This is a genomic window from Filimonas effusa, assembly GCF_004118675.1.
GTDB classification, from domain to species: domain Bacteria; phylum Bacteroidota; class Bacteroidia; order Chitinophagales; family Chitinophagaceae; genus Filimonas; species Filimonas effusa.
This window is the reverse complement of the sequence record NZ_SDHZ01000001.1, coordinates 2,019,400-2,037,767: the sequence shown is the minus strand read 5'-3', so window position 1 is coordinate 2,037,767 and position 18,368 is coordinate 2,019,400. Positions and strand designations below refer to the sequence as shown.

The window sequence follows — 18,368 nt, the reverse complement described above, 5'->3', positions numbered from 1 at the left end:
TTAGTTTGTTAATGCTGGTTTATGATTCGTTCTGTTGTTGTAAAGGTAACTGTAATGAAAATACATTGCCGCCGCCCGGATTACTGCTTACAATAATAGCTCCGCCATGTAACTGAGCCAGCGACCGTGACAGTGTTAAGCCGATACCGGTACCTTGTTCAGTTGCTGTTTCCTGCATTCTGAAAAAGGGTTCAAAGATCTTATCCCTCATGTCTACCGGAATGGTAAATCCATCGTTCTGAAATGTTATCCGGAAAAAAGTATCGTTTTCGGCTATTTCATATAAATGAATGGAAGCCTGCCGGCTTGCATATTTGAGAGCGTTGCTGAACAGGTTATAAAGGATTTTTTTAAAAGCATCGGTGTCGATGTAGGCAAACACCTGCTGCGAAGGGTAGCGAATGTGGTAGCGCAAACCTTTTTCTTCGGCCAGCGGGCGGAAGCTGTTGAATGTTTCTTCCAATAATTCCGATATATTAACATGAATGAAGTTTAGTCTGAAGCTGTTGATCTCTGTTTGCCGGAAGTCGAGGAGCTGGTTGGTAAGATCGATCAGTCTGTTGGTATTGCGTTCCATAATGCCCAGGTTGTTGGCGATATCGGTGATACCTTCTGCTTTTTTCATTATCTTTTCGAGCGGGCCTTTGATGAGAGATAGCGGTGTTTTTATTTCGTGCGCTACGTTGGTAAAGAATTCTATCTTGGCTGTGAAGATCTCTTTTTCCTTAGCTGCTTCCAGCTGTTCATACTTTCTTTTGTTCTTGGCTTCGGTGTATTGATGATAGGCCCGTAATATGTATATAAAGGCGGATGCGCCCAGGAGGATATAGATGAAGTATGCCCAGTTGGTTGCCCACCAGGGTGGCCTGATCTCTACCTCGAGGCGGGTGGGAGTGGGGCTCCACCGGCCATTGCTGGCTGCTGCCTTTACTTCGAAAACATAGTTGCCGGGTTTGAGCCTTGTAAAGAATGCTTTGCGGTTTTTAGACAAGTATACCCAGTCGTCGTCAAGGCCTTTCATGCGGTAGGCATAGGCTATCATTTCGGGCGCTGAGAACCCCAGCGCTGCAAAATCGATGCTGATGGTGGATTGATCGTATGGAAGACTGATGCTGCTGGTATAACTGATCGATTTTTTTAAAGGAGAATCTTTATCGCCGATGACCAGTTCCTGGTTAAAAACTTCAATGCCTGTTATAAATACGGGAGGGACAAACGGGTTGTCTGAAAACAGATCGGGTTGAAAGGTGGTGAGTCCTTTTACGCTACCGAAATACATTTTGCCATTGGCGTTTCTGTAGGCTGAGTTAAAATTGAACTGGTCGCTGAGCAAGCCGTTGGCGGTAGTATACACCGTGAACTTATCGGTTGCGGCTGAAAGCATAGCCAGGCCTTTGGAAGTTGAAATCCATATATTGCTGCTGCTATCTTCGAGGATACTCAATACATAATCAGTGGGCAATCCGTCGGCAGTAGTATAGTTGCGGAAGCTGCTGTCGCGGGCATTCCATTTACTCAGGCCGCCCTCGGAGGCAAACCAGAGCTGCTTTCTGCTGTCTTCATAAATACTGTTGACGCGATTGTCGGGCAATGTTCCTTTGGCATCCTGCCGGCAGATAAAATTGCCTGAGCGGCCTGTAGCGGGATTAAAGAAGCGGATGCCATTGCCATAGGTTGCCGCCCATAAGGTGCCATCGGAGGCCTGTTTTATATATGAGTACCAGTTGTTGACGGGCATAGATGTGATGGGGGTGAATGTATGGTTATGGCTGTTGAAACGGTAGGCGCCTATTGTAGTACCCAGCAGGATCTCTCCCTGTTTTGTTTTGGTGATGCAATGTATAAAATTGCTCTGGAGATCGCCGGGGCGGTTGCCTTTGGAATAATGATGAATGATTTTGCCGGTAGGGATATCCATTACGTCGAGTCCATGCTCGAAGGTGCCTATCCATAAGTAGTCGCCATCTGCGAGCAGGCCGTGGATATTGGTGTAGGCGATACTGCCTTTTTTGCCGGTAGGCAGGTAGCTGCTTAGCAATCCTGTTTTACTGCTTAATTTGTTTAAACCTGCGTCTTCCGTACCTATCCAGATATTGCCATACCGGTCTTCTGTTATTTCGCGTACTACGTTGCCGCTAAGCGAATTCTGATCGGGCATAGGAAACATTCGCTGGAACGCGCTGCGTTGCATGGGGTAGTAGTTCGCTCCGCCGAAATAAGTTCCGGCCCAGATACCACCTTCTTCATCTTTACAAAAAGAATAAACGGCGTTGTCGGAGAGGGAGAAGGGGTTGTTATATGCTTTCTTTAAGTTGGCGTACTGGTGATTGTGCAGGTTGTATACAAAGATGCCTGATTCTGATGCGATCCAGACGGTGCTATCGGATACTTTCAGAAAATTTCTTACAAACAGATCGGTATTGTTTTCCCGGGTAAGGATATCGGTATAGGTGGAGCCGGAGAGGTTAAGCCATTTGGCTCCCTGGTTTGATGTGGCGATCAATATATTCGTATTGTCAATTGCGTATACCCGTTCGATCCAGCGGGAGCTGGTAGGCTGGGAATGCGAGAACATATCTGTGGAGCGCATGGTTCCTGTTACCGGGTCGTAATGTTTTACCAGGCCGTCCGGTGTGCTTAGACACAGGCTGCCACCGGGCAGCGGGCTTAGTGAGGTAAAGAAGCCATAACGTGCGGGGTCAAAGAATACGAAGTGATTTTTGGATGGCTGATAACAATATAACATCTGGTTCATGATAAACCATAAGCTGCCGTTGCTGCCGGCTTTAAGATCGGAGATGACGCCGGTAACCTGGTTCGATAGTTTTTCAAAGCTTTCCGATACTGCATTGTAGCGATAAATGCCTTTATCGGTTCCTACCCAGAGGAAGCCGTTGGCTCCTTCGGACAGGCAATGGATGAAGTTGCTGCCTATACTCCTGTTATTGCGCGGCTGGTGGCGGAAGACCTTAAAGCGATAGCCATCGAACCGGTTAAGGCCGTCTTTTGTGCCAAACCACATAAAATGGCTGCTATCCTGCAACATGCATATCACTGCATTGTTGCTAAGGCCGTTCTCTACCTGGTAATGCCTGAAGTTATACTGCTGTGCAACAGCTATGCCTGCCATAACAAGCGATAACGCCAGGCTTATATATCTTTTTTTTCTCAATGGGCTTTTCCTGTTATTATTGAAATGCAACCGCTTTACGAAGATAGCGGTTTCTGTTACTGCGTTATGCACTTATAGTAAAGACCCGTTTGAGATGATTTGCAGAAATAATGATACGTTACGACGCGCATTAATGGAAAGAAGCTCGTTGTTTTACATCTATAATTGCCAAAATAATAAAGGTGCGTTGCCTGAGCGATTGCTTATTGATCTAATTTATTTGTTTGCCGGTCAGCCACTAATTCACAGTTAAATTTAAACAACTGCCGTATGAAAGAATCCTTTGTACAACGAAGTAGGTTCAAGATGGTATACTGGTTGTATGCCTGCCTGTTTTTCTTGCCTGTATTGTTACAGGCTCAGGCAACCAGCAGGGTTTCAGGTACTGTAACAAACGAGAAGGGGGATCCTGTATCGGCTGCAACAGTTTCCATAAAAGGAACAACCCAGGCCGTGATCACAGACGACCAGGGGCATTTCAATATTGCTGCTTCCCGGGGCCAGGTGCTTGTCATCAGCTATATAGGTTACGCTGATAAGGAGGTGACCGTAGCGGGTAATACCAATATTACCGTTAGTCTCGCTTCCAGGTTGGAAACGCTGGAAGACGTGGTGGTGATAGGTTATGGCGCCCAGCGTAAGAAAGATCTTACCGGTTCTGTTGCTGTAGTGAGTCCCAAAGAGATGAAAAAAGTGGCTGCAAGCGATGTAGGTCAGATGCTTCAGGGCCGTGCAGCCGGTATCAACGTTACCAGTGACGGTCAGCCCGGCGCTATGCCTGTGATCAAAATAAGGGGTACTACTTCTTTTGGTGATCAGACACCGCTTTACGTGGTAGACGGTGTGATGTTGCTGAACCCGCCCCGGGATTTCAGTCCTAATGACATAGAGTCCATCCAAATCCTCAAGGACGGTACTGCTGCTGCTATTTATGGTGCTACAGGCGCCAATGGCGTTGTGATCATTACTACCAAACAGGGCAAGAAAAACGCGCCCCTGCGCGTGGATTACAATGGGTATTATGGCCTTGACAGGGTAGCGCAGAAGATACCTGTGGCCAACAGGGTGGGATACCAGATGCTGAACAATGAATCGCAGCTGAATGGCGGTCAGACGGTAGCACCTGCAAACGATCCTCAGAATCCCCGTTATATCAATAATGTAGATGTTGACTGGCAGAAAGAAGGTCTTAAGACTGGCCATCGTATGAACCATAACCTGAATTTGAGTGGTGGTGGCGCCAATGTTACCTATAATGCATCTCTCGATTACTTCAAGCAGGAGGGGACTTTTGTTGGCAACGGGCCTGATTATAACCGTTATACCGCCCGTTTTAATTCTACCCAGGAGAAAGGGATCTTTAAATTCGGTCAGTCGATATCTTACACCCATTCCAAGGAAAATACGCTCACGTACCGCACGGATGTACTTACCGGTGGCCGTCCGCCGCTGATCAACGATATGGTGATCAATATTCCTACGATGAAGGTGTATGATCCGGAGATGCCACAGGGGTATGGTGGAACCCAATCGGATCTGCAGCGGGCGATTTCTTTGAACGTAGTAGCTATCAACAAGCTGTTCACCAACTTTACTGAAGTTGACCGTACGTTTGGTGTGGCCTGGGCTGAAGCGCAACTGATAAAATCAGGTGGTCATAGCCTGAAATATAAGGTGAACGTGAGCTATGATAAAACCATTGCACGTGATTTTCTGTACCAGCCTGTATTTGATCTGGGTTTCTTCTTTAAACAGAATACCAGCCGTTTGGATGATAACTCACGCGTATACACTAATGGATTGTTCGAGAATTTTCTCACCTACGATAAAAGCTTTGGTAAACATACCATCAACGTAGTTACAGGTACCAGTTATACCAAGAACAGTACGCTGAACCGTTATGCGCATTCAGAGAATGTTGATCCTGATTACCCGGTGCTTGACAACGGCGATAACAGAACAACCAGTGGCTATAGAGATGAGTTTACTTTCTTCGGTATTTTCGGCAGGGTGAACTATAGCTATGGCGACAAATACCTGTTAACAGCCAATATCCGCCGGGATGGTTCTTCCCGTTTTGCTCCCGAGAACAAGTATGGTTATTTTCCTGGTGTATCGGCCGGCTGGCGGATCAGCAATGAGGAGTTTATTCATCTTCCTTCTTTCATCAGTGAGCTGAAATTAAGAGGGGGATGGGGACAATTGGGTAATGCGAATATCCGCAACTACGGATACCAGGCTTATCTGAACCCCAATATTGTGTATAGTTTTGCCGGAACCCGCGTGATTGGCGGGCTGCAGACAGCGGTTGTTGACCCTAATATCCGCTGGGAAACAAAAACAACTTCCAACGTTGGTTTTGATGCGGTATTCCTGAACGGTAAATTCGATCTTACAGCGGAGTACTACAACAACAAATCTACCGATCTGCTGGTAGATGTGCCTATTCCGGGATCTGTTGGTTCAACCAATACGGCAGTGCTTACCAATGCGGCTTCACTGAGAAACCGTGGTGTTGAAATTGCTGCCGGCTATCATAAACGCAAAGGTGCGTTCACTTTTGATATCAATGCCAACTTTACGACCCTTTCAAACAAGGTGCTGCAGCTGGGTGGCAATGAATCGCAGCGTATTGTTGGTGGTTTTATCACCAAGGTTGGACATACTATGGGGCAGCATTATGGCTGGGTTACTGATGGTATTTTCCAGAACCAGGCTGATATTGATAATAGTCCTTTCCAGAATGCAGCTACTGCTCCCGGCGATTTCAAGTTCAAAGACCTGAGCGGTCCTGAAGGGAAGCCTGATGGTATCATAGATGCTTATGACCGTACAACATTAGGAAATTCATTGCCTAAATATTATTTCGGTCTTACGTTCAGTGCGGCGTATAAAGGTTTTGATTTCACCCTGTTTACATCGGGCAGCGGCGGGTTTGTGATAAACAGTTCGCTTTACCGTGCGCTTATGCATACGACAGATTATATCAACTATCATGAAGATGCGTTGAACCGGTGGACGCCGCAGAATCCGAACAACGAGTATTCCAGGCTGGTGGCGAACGATCCCAACCAGAACGGGCGTGATTCGGACCGTAAAGGCTGGTTACAAAAAGGAGATTACCTGAGGCTGAACACTGTTTCTCTTGGTTATACTTTGCCTAAACAATTTACAGGTAAAGCTGTAAGCAGTTTGCGGGTATACGTTACGGCCCAGAATGTTTATACTTTCCAGGGATACAAGAGCTTTAACCCTGATTATGCCCAGTCGAGGGTATGGGAGCCTGGTTATGATGCGGGTTCTTATCCTACGCCCCGTACGATCATGTTTGGTGTACAGGCTTCCTTCTGATCCATTAAACCATTGCTAAAAGAATGCATATGAAAAAGTTTCTTTATTATATACCGTTAGCGCTGATGGCAGGCAGTTGTAACAAGCAGCTTGATCTTGTCAATCCCAACGTTCCTACAATAACTGTGTACTGGCGTGATGCAGCTGATGCAATGGCAGGCACTACGGCGATTTATAACAGTCTTATCCAGGATGGCACCTATATGCGTATGTATCCCGCTTTAAATGACGGGCGTGGCGACGATTTTTATGGTGATAGTCCCTGGGGTGATCTTGTTCAGGTAGGTAGTTTTGTGATACCTACAACATCGGGTCCTATAGCCTGGGTTTGGGGTGCGCATTACCAATTGGTATGGCGTTCGAACCAGGTGCTGGAGAATGTTCCCAAGATCACGATGGATGAGGCGCTTAAGACCAGGCTGCTGGGGCAGGCGCATTTTCTGAGAGGGCTGGCTTATTTCAACCTGGCCTGTATGTATAAGATCGTGCCTGTTATTACCGCGCCGCCGGCTTCTTCAACTGAATTCTATCCTGCTACTGCAAAAGAGGATGTGTTATGGAAACAGATCACGGACGATTTTGCTGCGGCCAAAGAGATGTTGCCGGTTACCTATGCCGGCCTGAGCGGTCCCGATGCCGGGCAAACAGGCCGTGCTACCAGGGGCGCCGCCGCCGGTATGCTGGGCAAGGCTTACCTGTACAGGAAAAACTGGCAGGAGGCCGCCAACGAGTTTCAGAAGATCATCAATGGTGATTATGGTACTTATTCGCTGATGGCCGATTACAGGGATAATTTCAAAGAAATAAATGAGAACAATGCGGAGTCTTTATTTGAAGTACAGTTTGGGCAACCGGACCAGGTAGGAGGTACTGTGATGAACTATGGCGGAGAACCTAATGCCAACTGGAAACAGGTAAGTTCTACGGGGCGTACCTATGCGATGGATGGGTATGGTTATTCCGATTTCCTGCCCAGCCGCTGGATCTATAATGAGTATAAAAAAGAAAAAACAACAGACGGGAAGTCGGACCCCCGTTTGCTTGCTACCATTGCTTCTTACGAGCCTGATGATAATTCCACGCAGGTATACGGCAGGGCATGGCCACATGCGCAAACAGCGATCTATCCGCGTAAGTACACCCATGATGGTTTAAACTGGCCTGGCAATGACGACCAGGAAAATTCAGGGATCAACTACCGTGTATTACGTTTTGCGGATGTATTGTTAATGCATGCAGAAGCGTTGAATGAGCTGAACCGTACCGCCGAGGCTTATCCTTTCATTCAGCGGGTGCGCACGAGGGCGAAACTTCCTGACCTCGCTACTGTAAGGCCTGGTATGACACAGGTGCAGATGCGTGATCAGCTGGCGCATGAAAGAGCATTGGAGTTTGCGATAGAGTCGATTCGGATCAATGACATCATCCGCTGGGGATGGCTGTATGATGCTGGTAAACTGGCTGAGCTGAAGACACATGATAATGATTTCAATACCTGGAAGGCGGGTAAGGAATACCTGCCTATTCCGCAGGGCGAGCTTGATACAAATCCTAATCTGTCTCCTAATCCGGCGAACTAATAGTATGGAGTAATATGATTACTGCTGTTGTTTTTGCTTTTGATAAAAACCAACTATGATTACTGTAATAAAGAAATATTGCTTTATAGCCGGTGCAGTGCTGGCGCTGGCGGGTTGCCGTAAAAATGCATTTGACGACCTTGATATGCAGGACCCGCCGGTAGTTACTATACCTTTCAATATCAACAATATCAATGATACCTACGAGGGGGTGGCGTTGCTTGAACTAAGTCATCAATGGGGGCCTTATAATGTGCATGATCCGTCGATCATAAAAGACGGGGAGTGGTATTATGCTTATAGCACCGATGTAGCTTTTGGGGCTACGCCGCCTGCAGGTATACAGGTACGTAAATCGAAAGATCTGGTAGACTGGCAATTCGTAGGCTGGGTATTCAAGGGGCTGCCCGCGATGGGATCGCAGTTCATTACCGCCAACGGAGGGGTGCCCAATAATGGTTTATGGGCACCCTATATTATGAAAGTTGGAAATGAATTTCGCCTGTACTATTCGCTGGCATCAAATGCATTCAGGGTAAGTGCGATTGGGATGGCTACGGCTACCTCGCCTGAAGGACCATGGACCGAAAAGGGGCTTGCCGTTACTTCTACAGATGGGTATCCTGGCACCAATGCGATAGATCCTACTGTGGTGGTTACTCCTGAAGGGGAGCACTGGATGGTATATGGATCGGCCTGGGATGGGTTGTTTGAGCTGAAGCTGAACCCTTCAACGGGGCTTGCCGCCACAACCGGCGATAAGGGTAAACGCGTGGTGCGCAGAGGGCGGACTAATGGTGTTTATAATGGAAATCTTGAAGGCCCGGAGATCATTTACAATCCTGCTACCAAAAAGTATTACCTGTTTGTAGCGTACGACTGGTTATCGACCAAGTACAATGTAAGAGTGTTTCGTTCCGACAAGCCTGATGGGCCTTTCCTTGACTGGAATGGGGTGAATGTTGACAACCAGGCAGATGCCGGTCCTATGCTACTTGCGCCTTATAAATTTTCGGATCATGGGGGTTGGGCCGGCGTTTCGCACTGTTCGGTGTTTTCTGACGGCAGCGGCAATTTCTTTATGGCGCACCAGGGCAGACCTGCTGTGAACAGGGCCTTTATGGTGATGCATGTTCGTAAGATGTTCTGGACAACTGATGGCTGGCCGCTGGTATCGCCTGAGCGTTATGCGAATGTTCCCGATAATGCGGTAACAGCTGCTGAAATAGCGGGTGATTATGACCAGGTAGTGCTTGGTTATACCGTTGTACCGGGTTATGAGCTGGAGCAGCAGGATCCGCAGTATTCTGTTGCGTTTGGCACTACGCTGAATGCGGATGGCAAGATCAACGGCGCTGCGAACAATACCTGGAGTTACAATGCGCCCTGGCTGGAGCTGCGGTGGAACGGCGGGCAGTTCATAGACAAACTTCATGTGTCGCGCGAGCGGGATTGGGAAAGTAAAAAAGCTTCTACCATTGTACTCTCTGGCTTCAATGGTGGCGGCACGGTGATATGGGCTAAGAAGAAATAATAAAATAGTACTGGTATGCGAATAGGCGGTTTAGTTCTGGCATCTTGTGTAATGGCTGTAAGCAGCCGGGCGCAGGATGCTTCTGTCGGCGGTGGTGCGGCGCTGATGAATATGACAGCTTCCCATGTCAAGAGCGGTAATGCAGATACGAGTTTTGTTTCGAAAGGCAACCCGGTGATTGCGCATAAGTACACAGCTGATCCGGCTGCATTGGTGTATGGAGGTAAGGTGTACCTGTATACCGGGCATGATGTAGCGCCTCCGGGAAAAGAGTTTTATGAAATGCATGAATGGCTTTGTTTTTCTACCAGTGACATGGTACACTGGGAGGAGCACCCGGTGCCGTTGAAGGCAAAGGATTTTGCCTGGGCGAAGGGGGATGCATGGGCGTCGCAGGTAATTGAGAAGGGCGGCAAGTTCTACTGGTATGCAGCGGTAGAGCATGGCAGTATTCGCGGGAAGGCGATTGGCGTTGCGGTGGGGGATAGTCCTACCGGGCCATTTAAGGATGCAAGAGGATCGGCATTGGTTACAAATGATATGACGACGGCTACTTCTATCGGATGGGACGATATTGACCCCTCTGTTATCATTGACGACGACGGGCGGGCATACTTATTCTGGGGTAATACCAAATGTTATTATGCCCGTTTAAAAGACAATATGACTGAGTTGGACGGGTCTATACAAGTAGTTGATCTGCCGGCATTTACCGAGGCTCCGTGGATACACAGGAAGAACGGCTGGTATTACCTTTCGTATGCTTCGGGTTTCCCGGAAAAGATTGTTTATGCCATGAGTAAAAACATCAATGGTCCCTGGCGTTATAAAGGCATTTTAAATGAGATAGCCGGCAACAGTAATACCAATCACCAGTCGATCATAGATTTCAAGGGGAAGTCGTACTTTATTTATCATAATGGTGCGATAAATACCAATGGCGGAAGTTTTCGGCGATCGGTATGTATTGATGCGCTGAAATATAATAAAGATGGTACATTGCAACGTGTGGTAATGACATCTGAAGGAGTGAGCGCTGGGAGTGGAAAAAATTGAATCATATTGACTAAAAGATCAGGACGATGAACTACAAAAACGTATTGCTTGCGGCATGTTTTACAGTTGCCGGTTATGCACAGGCCCAGAAGCAGGCGCCTGTGATTGTAAAAGCCAGTCAGCTGGTATCGGAAGTGCAGCCTACCATGTGGGGTGTATTCTTTGAAGATATCAACCTTGGCGCCGATGGGGGCATTTATGCCGAGCTGATCAAGAACCGTTCTTTTGAATTTTCGAAGCCTATGATGGGCTGGCAGGTAACGCAGGATTTTTTTGATGAAGGCGCCCTGCAGGTGATCAACCGTTTGGATAAGAACACTGCGAATCCCCGTTTTTTACGCATCACCAAAAAGGCGGCTGATAGCAAGCTGGCCATTACGAATGAAGGTTTCCGTGGCATGGGCATCAAGAAAGGCCTGCGTTATGATTTCTCTTTCATGTATCGCCAAACGGCTGCCGGCATTGGCCTTTCGCTTGAACTGCTGAACAACGAGGGTAAGACAATTGGCACTGCCACCGTATCGGCCACTGCTGTGGGCGATGGCTGGCAGAAGGCTGCTGTAAGTTTTCAATCTACGGACAGTGCATCGAAAGGACGTTTGCGTGTGAATATTACAGGCAGTGGTTCTATGGATGTAGATATGATCTCCATGTTTCCTTCCGATACCTGGAAGGGGCGGCCCGGTGGCCTGCGTGCCGATATGGTACAGAAACTGGCCGATATGAAGCCGGGGTTCATTCGCTTTCCGGGTGGTTGTATTGTGGAAGGGTTTGATCTGAGCCAGCGTTATCAATGGAAGAATACGATAGGGCCCATTGAAGAAAGGCAGCTGATCATCAACCGCTGGAACTTTGAGTTTCCGCATCGCAGCACGCCTGATTATTTCCAGACCTTTGGTTTGGGTTTCTTTGAATATTTTCAGCTTTGCGATGATATAGGCGCTACTGCCTTACCTATTCTCAACTGTGGTATGGCATGCCAGTTCAATACGGCTGAGCTTGTACCGCTGGATCAGCTGGATCCTTATATCCAGGATGCGCTTGACCTGATCGAGTTTGCGAATGGTGATGTGAATACTGTATGGGGTAAAAAGCGTGCGGAGATGGGGCATGCGGCACCTTTTCATCTGAAGATGATGGGGGTTGGTAATGAGAACTGGGGACCGCAATACCTGGAGCGTTTGCAACTGTTCACCAAAGCCATTAAAGCAAAATATCCCGACTTTAAAATTATTGCCAGCAGTGGTACTGATCCGGAAGGCAAACGTTTTGATTTCCTGAATACGGAATTAAGAAAGATGAATGCTGATGTTATCGACGAGCATTATTATCGCAGTCCTTCGTGGTTTCTTTCGAATGCGGGGCGTTACGATAATTATCCCCGCGATGGCGCCAAGATCTTTGGTGGTGAATATGCCGGGCACAGCGATAAGGTGGTAGACGGCAAAAAGCAAAACAACTGGCAGGCGGCGCTTGCTGAAGCTGCTTTCATGACAGGGTTAGAGCGTAATGCGGCTGTTGTGCATATGGCTTCTTATGCACCTTTGTTTGCGCATAGTGAAGGATGGCAGTGGACGCCTGATCTTATCTGGGTAAATAATCTTCAGTCTTATGGTACGCCCAGTTATTATGTGCAGCAGCTTTACAGTTTGAACAAAGGCACGCATGTGGTGCCGGCTTTATTGAATGGCGAAGCTATTAAAGGGCAGGATAGTTTGTATGCTTCTGCCGTGGTGGATAAAAATGCAAAAGAGATCATCATTAAACTGGTAAATGCGTCGGTCCGCCCGGTATTGAAAGATATTGTTATAGAGGCTGCGAAGCTGGATAAGAATGCGGAGCTTACTGTTTTAGGCAGTGAAGAACTGTGGACGGTAAATACGTTCAGCAGTCCGGAAGCAGTGAGTCCGAAGACAAGCCAGATAACGGTTTCGGCCGGGAATAAATTGAGTTTTACGGCGGCGCCTTATTCTTTTTCGGTGATAAAGCTGAAGATGAAATAAGCGTAGGTATGCGTTGACCGTTTTATCATTCAGCATTTAAACTACAACATATGAAATACCTTCTGGCTGCATGTATCATGCTGCTGGGCGTAGCTTGCTGTGCCTATGCGCAAACGGATAGTGTTCCGGATATTATTGTACATGACCCCGTGATGATACGGCAGGGGAGCACGTACTATATTTTTTGTACGGGGAACGGTATTTCGGTGTTTAGTTCTACCGATAAAAAGAACTGGAAAGCACAGGAACCGGTGTTCACAGCTACGCCCCAATGGGCTGTGAATGCTGTTCCTGGATTTAAAGGACATATATGGGCGCCGGATATTTCTTTCCATAACGGGCTGTATTATCTCTACTACTCTGTTTCAGCTTTTGGCAAGAACACTTCTTGTATAGGTGTGGCTACCAACAAAACGCTTGACCAGAGTGATCCGGCTTTTCATTGGACTGATCATGGGAAGCTGCTACAATCTTATCCGGGTGTTACGAACTGGAATGCGATTGATCCGAACCTTATTGAAGATGGAAAGGGAAATGCTTTTCTGGCATTTGGTTCTTTCTGGGGTGGTTTGCAACTGGCGAAGCTAAGCGCCGACAGGCTGCATATAGCGGGGGATACATTGTCGTTCCTGACGATTGCCAGCCGTAAGAAAACCCCGGGAGCGCCCAACCCGCCTTCGGTGGATAATAATCCCGTGGATGCGGGCGGGAATGCTATTGAAGCGCCTTTTATTTTTAGAAAAGGAAAGTATTATTACCTGTTTGCTTCCATCGATTATTGTTGTAAAGGGGAGAAGAGCACTTATAAAATGATCGTAGGGCGGTCGAAGAAAGTAGCGGGGCCTTATATCGATAAAGATGGCAATGATATGGCGCGTGGCGGCGGTTCGTTGCTGTTACAGGGGGATGGCGACTGGCATGGGGTAGGGCATAATGCGGTGGTGTCGTTTGATGGTACGGACTACCTGGTGTTTCATGCTTATGATGCGCGTGACAGGGGAAAGCCTAAGTTGCGGATGGAACAGTTGCAGTGGGTGGGGGGCTGGCCGGAGGTACAGTAGGGGGTGTTTTCCTAGTAAAGCAGCCTATAGACGGCTTTAAAACGGCTATATAAAGCGTTCTATTTCATAGATGAGGGTAGTATTGCGCCTGCCATTCAAAAATACTATTTTCTGCAGGTGTGGAGGTTGGGAACAGGGAAGTCTGCTGTAACGAAGACAGAAAGTGCTGAACTGCCTGGTTTGTTGGTGAAATACATTGGAAATACCATATTTTCATTTCATAAACCAACTCTAATGTATTTCCGTTCCGGTTTTTTAGTTGCAGCATGCCTTTTTGTTGGCCAAAGCATTGCCCAGACCTTTGGAGGAAACCCCGCTTCCGTAAAATGGAAACAGATCAATACTGATACGGTAAGAATTATCTTTCCCAGCGGGCTGGACAGCGTGGCGCAAAGAGTTGCCGCCATTACACATTACCTGCAAAAGCACCAGCCTGCCTCTATTGGATCGCATACCCGTAAAATTGATATTGTATTACAGAATGAAATTACCTATTCCAACGGCTATGTTGGATTAGGGCCTTACCGCAGCGAGTTTTACCTGGCGCCGCCACAGAATCCGCTGGAGCTGGGCGCCCAGGCCTGGGCCGATAACCTGGCTATACATGAGTTCCGGCATATACAGCAATATGGAAATTTCAGACATGGCATTTCGAAGTTGATGTCGGTTTTGTTTGGGCAGGACGGGCAGGCGGTGGCCAATGGCGCGGCTGTTCCCGACTGGTTTTTTGAAGGTGATGCGGTTTACCAGGAAACCATGGTAAGCAAGCAGGGCAGGGGCCGTTTACCGGCTTTTTTTAATGGATACAAATCGCTGCTGTTTGGTAACAGACAGTATAGTTATATGAAGCTGCGTAACGGATCGCTCAGGCAATATGTTCCTGATCATTACCGGCTGGGTTATTTGCTGGTGGCTTATGGGCGGGATAAATACGGTGATGATTTCTGGCACCGGGTAACGCAGGATGCGGTACGTTTCAAGCCGTTGTTCTATCCTTTCCAGGGGGCTGTTCGCAGGCATGCCGGGATATCGTATGAGCAGTTTGTAAAGGATGCGATGAGCTATTACCAGGAGCGGTGGAAACTGCAGCCATCGGACAGTATCCGGTGGCTTACCGGGGTTCGTAAAAAGGAGGTGGTGAACTACCAGTATCCTTATGTGACCGATGATGGCGGTGTTATCGCGTTGCGGAACAGCAGCCGGTCGATCCCTGCTTTTTACGAAAGAAAGGAAGATGGCACGGAGCGGAAGATTGCTGTGAGAGACATTGCCAATGACAACTATTTTTCTTACCACAATAACAAACTGGTTTATGCCGCCTGGCAGCCGCATGTGCGCTGGGGGTATCAGGAATACAGTGTGATACGGGTGCTTGATGTGGCAACGGGGCGATCGAAAGTCGTTACCCGGAAAACAAGATATTTTGCTCCTGATATGGCGCATGACGGGCGTTACATTGTTGCTGCGGAATTTTCTGCCGGCCAGGAGTCCAGTATTGTTTTGATGGACAGCAGCGGAAATACTTTGCGGAATTTAAAGAACAGGGCGGGATATGTATATTCTTATCCCAAGTTTTCAGCTGACGACCGGTTTGTTTACTGGCTGAATAGAAACCCGGCCGGCGAGATGTCGATAGAGCGTCAGCCGGTGGAAGGCGGGGAGGTTGAAACCGTTCTGGGATTTGCCAACCGTTTGCTCAGCTATCCTGTTGTGCAGGGCGATACCCTTTTGTATACATCGAGCAATAATGGAAATGACGAGATCTGGGCTTATGTGGGCCGTTCGGGTAATCATTTCCGGCTATCGGTTTACAAGACCGGTCTTTACCAGGGGGCGGTAGATAAAAGCGGTGCTGTAGTATCGGCAGCGTTTACAGCCGACGGGTACCGGCTTGGGGCTTTAAAGTCGGCGTGGCAGGCGGTAAAGGCGAGCGGCGACAGCCTGGAAAACCTTTATGTGAAACATCCCTTTCAGCCCGTGTGGAACCAGACGTTGGAGCAGGTGCAGCAGGGAGGTTATGCGGTGCGCAAGTATCCCAAGGCGAAGGGGCTGTTTAATTTTCACAGCTGGCAGCCTGATTATGACGATCCGGAGTTCAGTTTCACCGTTTACGGCCAGAATGTGCTGAATACGCTGCAAAGCGAGCTCTCATATGTGTATAATGAAAATGAGGGCTTCAGCAGGGTAGGGTATACCGGAACTTATGGGGGATGGTTTGTGCAGCCTTTTGTATCGCTGAACCAGACCTGGCAGCGGCGGATCAGGTATAACCGGGATACGGTTTTCAACTGGAATGAAACGGTGGGAACGGTGGGGTTGCGTTTGCCGTTGCTGCTTTCGGGTGGAAAGCAATACCGGTCGCTGGTATTTACGAGTTCTTACAATGCGGTGGATGCGAACTGGACCGGGATGGCGAAACGGCTTTTAAAGCCTATCAGTTTCGTTCATTATATGGAAGCGAGGGTGCAGTATTCGGGGCAGATACAGGCTGCTGCACAGCATATTTATCCACACTGGGGGCATTCGTTGCTGCTGCAGTACAGGCAGGCGCTGAACCAGGGAGTCAATTCCCGGCAGTTTCTGGCGAGTGGTAATTTTTATTTACCGGGGCTGGCGGCTTCGCACAGTATAGTGCTTTCGGCGTCGTGGCAGGCGCGGGATACCAGCGGCGGGTATAGTTTTTCGAGCAATTTCCCGTTTTCGCGGGGGTACCAGGCTGTTGATTATCCGCGGATGTGGCGTTTGGGGGCCAATTATCATTTGCCGTTATGGTTGCCGGACTGGGGGCTGGCGCAGGTGGTTTATTTCCGGCGGATAAGAGCCAACCTGTTTTACGATGTGACCGGGGGGAAGAGTCTGCGTACCGGTGTTACAACACGATTTGGGACGGCGGGGATGGAAATGTACTTTGATACACGGTGGTGGAACCAGGAGGGAGTGACATTTGGATTTCGTTATAACCGGTTGCTGAACAGTCCGTATTTTGGGGGGCAGGGGCGGAACATCTGGGAAATAATATGGCCTGTTAACCTGTTTAACCGGTAAGGAAAGCCTATATTTGCGCCTGAAAAAAGGAATTTATTCACAAAAACGTGAAAAAAGTCCCCATTTATTTTATAATTCAATTGCATATTTCTATCTTTGCGCTCCCAAAAATCGTATGTCTAAACAATCATTGATCAAACAGGATGGTGTAATAATTGAGGCGCTGAGCAACGCGATGTTCAGGGTAAAATTAGAAAATGGCCATGAAATTCTGGCCACGATATCCGGTAAGATGCGGATGCACTACATCAGGATATTGCCAGGGGACAAAGTGGGAGTGGAAATGAGTCCGTACGATTTGTCAAGGGGAAGAATCATATTCAGGTATAAGTAAGCTGGAGCCATTCGGGTGAAGACTTACAGCTAAATACACAATTATGAAAGTTAGAGCATCAGTTAAAAAGCGTAGCGCCGACTGCAAGATTGTACGCAGGAAAGGCAAATTGTACATCATCAACAAAAAGAATCCTCGCTTTAAGCAAAGGCAGGGTTAATTTTTGACATTAATTAAAATAGTAAATCTAAAATAAGACTATGGCTCGTATTGCCGGTATAGACTTACCAAAGAACAAAAGAGGCGAAATAGGTTTGACCTATATTTTCGGTATAGGCCGTTCTACCGCTCGTTACATCTTAGATCAGTCAGGGATCTCCTATGACAAGAAAGTAAATGAGTGGAACGACGAAGAGCAAGGTGCTATCCGTAACGTCATTAATAATGAGTTAAAGGTAGAAGGTGCTTTACGTAGTGAAGTTCAGATGAACATCAAGCGTTTACTGGATATCGCTTGTTACCGTGGACTTCGTCATCGTAAAGGGTTGCCTTTACGTGGACAGCGTACCCGTACTAACAGCCGTACCAGGAAAGGTAAGCGTAAAACAGTTGCCGGTAAGAAAAAGGCCACTAAGAAATAGTGAATTTACCAGAGAACGGATCCTTTATCCTGTTTCTATGCCCTGGGGCAAGGAGCTAAGATATGGTATGTGTTCTCTGGAATTTTTATATAAAGCCGCCGGATAGTTCCTTAGGGGAAAGGAGGGGCTTAGATTTTTAAAGAAGATTACCTCAAAAGCATTATGGCAAAAGCACAAAACAGCGCGAAAGCAGCTGCGAAGAAAAGGGTAGTAAAAGTTGACGCATATGGCGACGCCCATGTTAGCGCTACCTTCAACAATGTTATCATTGTACTTACCAACAAAACCGGGCAAGTGATCAGCTGGTCTTCAGCTGGTAAAATGGGTTTCAGGGGTTCTAAGAAGAACACTCCTTATGCGGCTCAGATGGCTGCTCAGGATGCTGCTAAAGTTGCACTGGAAGCAGGTCTGAAAAGAGTAGATGTATATGTGAAAGGTCCAGGTTCAGGACGTGAAGGCGCTATCCGTGCGCTGGCACAATCCGGTATTGAAGTTAACATGATCAAAGACGTTACTCCTTTACCACACAATGGTTGTCGTCCTCCCAAAAAGAGAAGAGTTTAATTATATGCTGCTTTCCTGCGGGGAGGCAGCTTTTATTCATACACAGGGTGCTCCATTTATTTTAGATTTTTACAGATGAAGCATCGA

General features: G+C 47.6%; 12 protein-coding genes. 11 read left to right on the top strand and 1 reads right to left on the bottom strand.

Going from position 1 to position 18,368, the window contains the following annotated elements; genetic code table 11:
- Positions 1-19: 19 nt before the first annotated feature.
- Positions 20-3,172 carry a ligand-binding sensor domain-containing protein gene (locus tag ESB13_RS07600; RefSeq protein ID WP_129002406.1) on the bottom strand — a complete coding sequence of 1,051 codons (3,153 nt, stop codon included), beginning with the start codon at positions 3,170-3,172 and terminating at the stop codon, positions 20-22.
- Between the two features lie 270 nt (positions 3,173-3,442).
- Between ESB13_RS07600 and ESB13_RS07595 the strand changes: the two genes are divergently transcribed.
- The 11 genes from ESB13_RS07595 (at position 3,443) to rpsK (ending at position 18,281) form a co-directional block, all read left to right on the top strand.
- Positions 3,443-6,523 carry a SusC/RagA family TonB-linked outer membrane protein gene (locus ESB13_RS07595; protein ID WP_129002405.1) on the top strand — a complete coding sequence of 1,027 codons (3,081 nt, stop codon included), beginning with the start codon at positions 3,443-3,445 and terminating at the stop codon, positions 6,521-6,523.
- A gap of 29 nt (positions 6,524-6,552) precedes the next feature.
- Positions 6,553-8,103 (top strand): RagB/SusD family nutrient uptake outer membrane protein, encoded by a 1,551-nt coding sequence (locus ESB13_RS07590; RefSeq protein ID WP_129002404.1) that lies wholly within the window; start codon positions 6,553-6,555, stop codon positions 8,101-8,103.
- Between the two features lie 55 nt (positions 8,104-8,158).
- Complete coding sequence (locus ESB13_RS07585; protein ID WP_129002403.1) at positions 8,159-9,637, top strand: arabinan endo-1,5-alpha-L-arabinosidase; 1,479 nt, start codon at positions 8,159-8,161, stop codon at positions 9,635-9,637.
- Positions 9,638-9,652: 15 nt separating this feature from the next.
- Positions 9,653-10,693 (top strand): glycoside hydrolase family 43 protein, encoded by a 1,041-nt coding sequence (locus ESB13_RS07580; RefSeq protein ID WP_220399565.1) that lies wholly within the window; start codon positions 9,653-9,655, stop codon positions 10,691-10,693.
- A 26-nt stretch (positions 10,694-10,719) separates the two neighbouring features.
- Positions 10,720-12,696, top strand: coding sequence for an alpha-L-arabinofuranosidase C-terminal domain-containing protein (locus tag ESB13_RS07575; protein ID WP_129002402.1), 1,977 nt, complete (start codon positions 10,720-10,722; stop codon positions 12,694-12,696).
- A 50-nt stretch (positions 12,697-12,746) separates the two neighbouring features.
- Positions 12,747-13,757 carry an arabinan endo-1,5-alpha-L-arabinosidase gene (locus tag ESB13_RS07570; RefSeq protein ID WP_129002401.1) on the top strand — a complete coding sequence of 337 codons (1,011 nt, stop codon included), beginning with the start codon at positions 12,747-12,749 and terminating at the stop codon, positions 13,755-13,757.
- A 234-nt stretch (positions 13,758-13,991) separates the two neighbouring features.
- Entirely contained in the window at positions 13,992-16,802 is a 2,811-nt protein-coding gene (locus ESB13_RS07565; protein ID WP_129002400.1) for a TolB family protein, read from the top strand.
- Between the two features lie 115 nt (positions 16,803-16,917).
- The gene (infA, locus tag ESB13_RS07560) at positions 16,918-17,136 is read left to right on the top strand and encodes a translation initiation factor IF-1 (protein ID WP_129002399.1); all 219 of its coding nucleotides are present in this window, start codon (positions 16,918-16,920) and stop codon (positions 17,134-17,136) included.
- Between the two features lie 43 nt (positions 17,137-17,179).
- Positions 17,180-17,296: a type B 50S ribosomal protein L36 gene (gene ykgO, locus ESB13_RS07555; RefSeq protein WP_066209001.1), complete on the top strand. Its 117-nt coding sequence runs from the start codon at positions 17,180-17,182 to the stop codon at positions 17,294-17,296.
- A gap of 40 nt (positions 17,297-17,336) precedes the next feature.
- Positions 17,337-17,717, top strand: a complete 381-nt coding sequence (rpsM, locus tag ESB13_RS07550; RefSeq protein WP_129002398.1) for a 30S ribosomal protein S13 — start codon at positions 17,337-17,339, stop codon at positions 17,715-17,717.
- A gap of 162 nt (positions 17,718-17,879) precedes the next feature.
- A complete protein-coding gene (rpsK, locus tag ESB13_RS07545) occupies positions 17,880-18,281 on the top strand; it encodes a 30S ribosomal protein S11 (protein ID WP_129002397.1) in 402 nt (133 codons plus the stop codon).
- Positions 18,282-18,368: the final 87 nt, after the last annotated feature.

Excerpts from the sequence above, each read along its gene's own strand:
- ESB13_RS07580 (WP_220399565.1), top strand. The coding sequence starts at position 9,653 with ATGCGAATAGGCGGTTTAGTTCTGGCATCTTGTGTAATGGCTGTAAGC.
- ESB13_RS07570 (WP_129002401.1), top strand. The coding sequence starts at position 12,747 with ATGAAATACCTTCTGGCTGCATGTATCATGCTGCTGGGCGTAGCTTGC.
- rpsM (WP_129002398.1), top strand. The coding sequence starts at position 17,337 with ATGGCTCGTATTGCCGGTATAGACTTACCAAAGAACAAAAGAGGCGAA.
- ESB13_RS07585 (WP_129002403.1), top strand. The coding sequence starts at position 8,159 with ATGATTACTGTAATAAAGAAATATTGCTTTATAGCCGGTGCAGTGCTG.
- ESB13_RS07595 (WP_129002405.1), top strand. The coding sequence starts at position 3,443 with ATGAAAGAATCCTTTGTACAACGAAGTAGGTTCAAGATGGTATACTGG.
- ykgO (WP_066209001.1), top strand. The coding sequence starts at position 17,180 with ATGAAAGTTAGAGCATCAGTTAAAAAGCGTAGCGCCGACTGCAAGATT.
- ESB13_RS07590 (WP_129002404.1), top strand. The coding sequence starts at position 6,553 with ATGAAAAAGTTTCTTTATTATATACCGTTAGCGCTGATGGCAGGCAGT.
- ESB13_RS07565 (WP_129002400.1), top strand. The coding sequence starts at position 13,992 with ATGTATTTCCGTTCCGGTTTTTTAGTTGCAGCATGCCTTTTTGTTGGC.
- ESB13_RS07575 (WP_129002402.1), top strand. The coding sequence starts at position 10,720 with ATGAACTACAAAAACGTATTGCTTGCGGCATGTTTTACAGTTGCCGGT.
- infA (WP_129002399.1), top strand. The coding sequence starts at position 16,918 with ATGTCTAAACAATCATTGATCAAACAGGATGGTGTAATAATTGAGGCG.
- rpsK (WP_129002397.1), top strand. The coding sequence starts at position 17,880 with ATGGCAAAAGCACAAAACAGCGCGAAAGCAGCTGCGAAGAAAAGGGTA.